Source organism: Thomasclavelia sp. (assembly GCF_047249845.1).
In the GTDB taxonomy this organism is placed as follows: Bacteria; Bacillota_I; Bacilli_A; order Erysipelotrichales; family Coprobacillaceae; genus Thomasclavelia.
Genome location: NZ_JBKTWO010000003.1, coordinates 1 through 5,053, shown reverse-complemented (window position 1 = coordinate 5,053; position 5,053 = coordinate 1). Strand labels below are relative to the sequence as shown.

1 protein-coding gene and 1 pseudogene are annotated in these 5,053 nt (G+C 31.5%); both read left to right on the top strand.

The window, feature by feature from the left end:
* A pseudogene (locus ACLR9T_RS01060) lies at nucleotides 1-309 on the top strand (beta-hexosaminidase); the annotation flags it as partial.
* Between the two features lie 792 nt (nucleotides 310-1,101).
* Nucleotides 1,102-5,053 (top strand): alpha-L-fucosidase (locus tag ACLR9T_RS01055; RefSeq protein ID WP_413107681.1); only part of this gene is annotated, 3,952 nt, incomplete at its 3' end.

The window sequence follows — 5,053 nt, the reverse complement described above, 5'->3', positions numbered from 1 at the left end:
AACTATAGTGTTGCATCATATACAAGTTTAGTAGAAACATTAAATGCAGTAAAAATGATCTATGAAGATCCAAATACAACAGTAGAAGAAGTAATGAATGCACAAAACGCATTGATTAAAGCAATAGCAGGATTAGAAGTGAATCCAAGTAATCTACCAGTAGATAATAATCCTGGAAATAATGTAAAATCAGGGGATACAACAGTAAATGCAACTAAGACCGGCGATAATTCATTAGTTGGAATATTTACAGAGTTAATAATCGTAAGTATAGTGGGCTTAACTATGTATAGAAAGAAAGTAGATTAGAATTATAAAAATAATGTCATATCTATTAATTTTAAAGATTTTGACATTATTTTTTAGTATGTTGAGTGTGGCTATCTAGGTGGTGAAAGTCCACTGTGGGGACGATGTAAAAACTGCTAACTATTTGCTTATCTATCGTGAAGTGGGATCTGAAGGAAAATGTAGACAAAATCTGGGTCTGAGGAACACGAATTGTATAAAGTATACAATGGAGATGAGTATACTAAACAATACAAGTCATAAGAAGCTGTGAAATAAAATTTGACATAGTATCAAGTATTCCTCTTTTATTCAGAATATTTGTTTTATTGATAACATTTGTAGAATTAAATTTTATCTATCGGCTCTAGCGTGGAATTCACCTTTTTAATTAAAGAATAATAAAAATTTGTATGATTTTATCATATATTTTAACCATTTTTTTATAAAAATAGTTTATAATAATAATATAAAAACTAAATAAAAGATATATATCTTTTATTTAGTTTAATAGTAAGCAATTCTATTATAGAATTGCTTACTATATAACAATACCCATTATAATAAAGTATGTGGAATGCAAAGTATCCTGGAACTCATATTCAGTAATAAGTTCTATTGTATAGCTTATTTAATGCATTCTAAATATTTTATAGTATATATAAGTAAGGAGATGATAAAAAATAGATATTAGAAATATATTTAGTAGAATGTTTGATGAAAATAAGCTATATTTATAAAATTTAAAGAAAAAGAGAATTAGGATAAAAATGTACTAAAAATGGGAAAAAGAATACAAGAGAGGAGAGAAGGATGAAATCAAGTAAAATAGTATTGTCGTTGGCAATGGTTATGTCTCTTGTAGCAGGTAGCTATGGGACAATTTCTATAAATGCTGCAGAAGGTTATATTGGTGATAGTGATTTATCAAATACAGAAACTCCTGCACCAGCATCTTGGGGTGTAACGCCAACAAACGAGCAATATCGTTATCAAAAGGAAGAATTAGCCGGTTTTGTTCATTTTGGACCAAATACATTTAATGAAATAGAATGGGGAGAAAATTACGGGGATAAAACACCAGATGAAATTTTTAAATTAGAAAAGGATTTTGATGCAGAAACGTTAGTTAAAGCATTTAGAAATGCAGGATTTAAAAAGATTATTGTAACGGCTAAACATCATGATGGATTTTGTATTTGGAATAGTCAATATACAGATTATGATGTAGCTGAAACAAGTTATAAAAATGGAAATGGTGATATTTTAGCTGAAATTTCTGCAGAATGTTCAAAATATGATATAGATATGGGATTATATTTATCACCATGGGATATTCATGAATCTAGTTATGGGTATTACGATGAAAATGGTAATCCAACAACTGAAGATAAAGATGTCTTAGATTATAATGATTATTATGTAAATCAGTTGAATGAAATTTTAGGAAATGATAAATATGGAAATAATGGTCATTTTAGTGAAATCTGGATGGATGGAGCAAAGGGTAGCGGTGCCAATGCTCAAAAATATGATTTTAAACGCTGGTATGATACGATTCAAGCTCAAGAAGGAGAAGAAGCAGGATTTGATAGTGAATGTATGATTTTCCAATGTGGTTCTAATACTACAGTTCGCTGGATTGGAAATGAAAATGGTTATGCCGCAAAAAATACATGGTCAAAATCAAATGTAAATATAAATGCCGATACATGTGATGATAATGTACAGGGAAGTTATTCATTGGGATATGAAAATGGAAATAAATGGACTGTACCTGAAGCTGATGCACGCATCACATCTGGATGGTTCTGGGGAACAAAGAAAAATACACCTAAGAGTCTTACTGATTTAGGTCAAATGTATTTTAATTCAGTTGGTCATAATGCACCATTATTATTAAATGTACCACCTAATTCTGATGGAACGGTAGATCAATTGATTTTAGATCGCTTAGCTGAATTTGGAAAAAATATTGCGGATACTTTTGATACAAATTTAGCAGCTAATGCAACAATCAAAGCATCAAATGTACGAGGTAATGATATTAATTATAAGCCTGGAAATATGATTGATGGAAATGATGATACATATTGGACAGTTGATGATGGAAATCAAGAGGGAACACTTTTAATTGATTTAGGTTCAACAAAAACTTTTGATGTTGTTTCTATTGAAGAGGCAATACAGTTTGGTCAAAGTATCAATGAGTATAAAGTTGAATATCGAAATGGTGAAAATAGTGATTGGAAAGTCATGGATGAAGGTCAAACTATTGGTGCAAAAAGATTAGTTAGAACAGGTGCAATAAAAGCTGATCAAATTCGAATTACTGTAGATACTAATAAATCAGATGCGGTACCAATTATTAGTGAAGTTGGTGTATATAAAACTACTGAAGGGTTTGAATTAGCAGGAACTGCTCCTGATGGAATGGATGTTATTGATATTGAAGATACAAATGTAGCTGATGGTGCAGGTTTTACGTTTAACGGTACATGGTATAGTGAAAGTGGAAATAACTTTATTAATGGTACTAATCGTTATGCCAATGCTGGTGCATCTTTAACAATTACATTTACAGGAAGCAAGATTTATTTGATGGGAACAACGGATCCAAATCATGGAGTTGCAACTATTGCAATTGATGGTGGTAAAGCGGTGAAAATAGATACAAATGCTAGTTCTCGAGCTACTGGACAAATGATTTTTGCCTCTGATGATTTAGATGATGGAGAACATACATTAACATTAAATATTGATTCAAAAGCTATTGGTTTAGAAGCTGCATATGTGATCAATAATGGTGGAAAAGGTATGATTGGCTTAGAACAGTCTAATTATACAATGAACGAGGATGAAAGAATTGATGTTAAAATAGTACGTGTAGGTGGAAGTAATGGCACAATAACTGCTAAATTACAACCTAATCCAGGAAGTGCTATTCAAGATGATTTTAATACTGAATTAATTAGTGAGATTGTAATGGGGGATGGAATAAAAGAAATTACTGCTCCAGTAGAAACTAGAAGAAATACAAATGCAACAGGAGATAGAGTATTTAGTATTGAATTGACTGATCCTAGCAATGGATTAATTTTAGGATTTATTGGTAAAGCAAATGTTACAATCAAAGATACAGAAACAAGCTCTTTAGAAGCATTAAATAAATTACTTGAAACAGCTAATCAAAAGAATAAAGACTGGTATGTTTCAGGATGGGATAACTTTAAGGAAGCATTGGCCAATGCAAATGAAGTAGCCAATAAACCTAATGCAAGTATCTCTGAGATTGAAAAAGCAATTGAAGCATTATCTAAAGCAGATAATGGTTTAGTAAAAAGAGAAAAATATACGCAAGAGGATCCTTTTATTTTCCCATGGCAAAAAGATTCTTCTGCATTGCTTGAAGCAGAATTTGTAAGTGAAATCGTAAATGATCCAACTGGTGATAATGGCTGGCCATGTGTTGTTAGTGAAGGATCATGGGCAAGTAACGGTAAGTTTATTGATGCAATCCAACAAGGAGATATAGTTAAATATAATTATAATGCTCCAAAAGCAGGAACATATCATGTCAAGGCATATTATCGAAGTGGTTCAAATACAAATGAACTTGTGTGGTCAGAAGAAAATGGTAAGATCGAAAGTGGTAAAGTATCAGCTGGTGCAAGTAGTACAGCAGCAACTCATACAGCTGAATTTGATTTAAATGTAAAAGAAGCTGGAGATGGTGTGTTAGTATTTACAGGACCAGCAGGGAAATCACCACAGTTAGATAAATTAGAATTTACACCTGGTGAAATAGTATTAGATACATTTACTATTGAAGCAATTGCTAGTGAAGGTGGTACAATAACTGACAAAGGTATAACTACAGTTACTGAAGGTGATAGTAAGAAATATGATATTGTAGCTAATGAAGGTTATGCAATCAAAGATGTTCTTGTAAATGGAGAATCTGTAGGAAAAGTTGATACATATACATTTACAAATATTATGGCTGATGCAAAAATTGAAGTTATATTTGAGTTTAATAACTACACTGAAAATAATCCTTTTGTTTTCCCTGTTGGAAATGGGGCAGTGACACTTGAAGCAGAATATTCTATTCTTCATAATACAGGTGAAAATGAAACATGGCCATTACAGATTTCTGAAGGAGCATGGGCAAGTAATGGAAAGTTTGTAAACAGTTTAAATGAAAATGATACTATTACAATTCCATACACGGCTTCAAAAGCGGGAACATATCATGTTAAGGCATATTATCGAAGTGGTTCAAATACAAACGAATTAGTATGGTCAGAAGAAAGTGGTAAGATTGAAAGTGGTAAAGTATCAGCCGGTGCAAGTAGTACAGCAGCAACTCATACAGCTGAATTTGATTTAAATGTAAAAGAAGCAGGTAATGGTTTATGGGTATTTACAGGACCAGCAGGGAAATCACCACAATTAGATAAGTTTGAAATTGAATTTGTTAAAGGAACTGAAGTTGAAGCAGATAAGACTGTATTAGATAAACTAATCAAAGATGTTGATGACTTAGATGAAACAGTTTATACAACTGAAAGTTGGAAGGCACTACAAAATGTTTTAACATCAGCAAAAGATTTATTATCAAAAGAAGATGCTACTCAAGAAGAAGTAGATAATATGGTAAATCTATTAAAAGCTGCAAAAGATGCATTAGTTGAAGTTACTATTGAAACAAATAAAACAGCATTATCAATTGCAATTGATATGGCAAAAGAAGTAACACAAG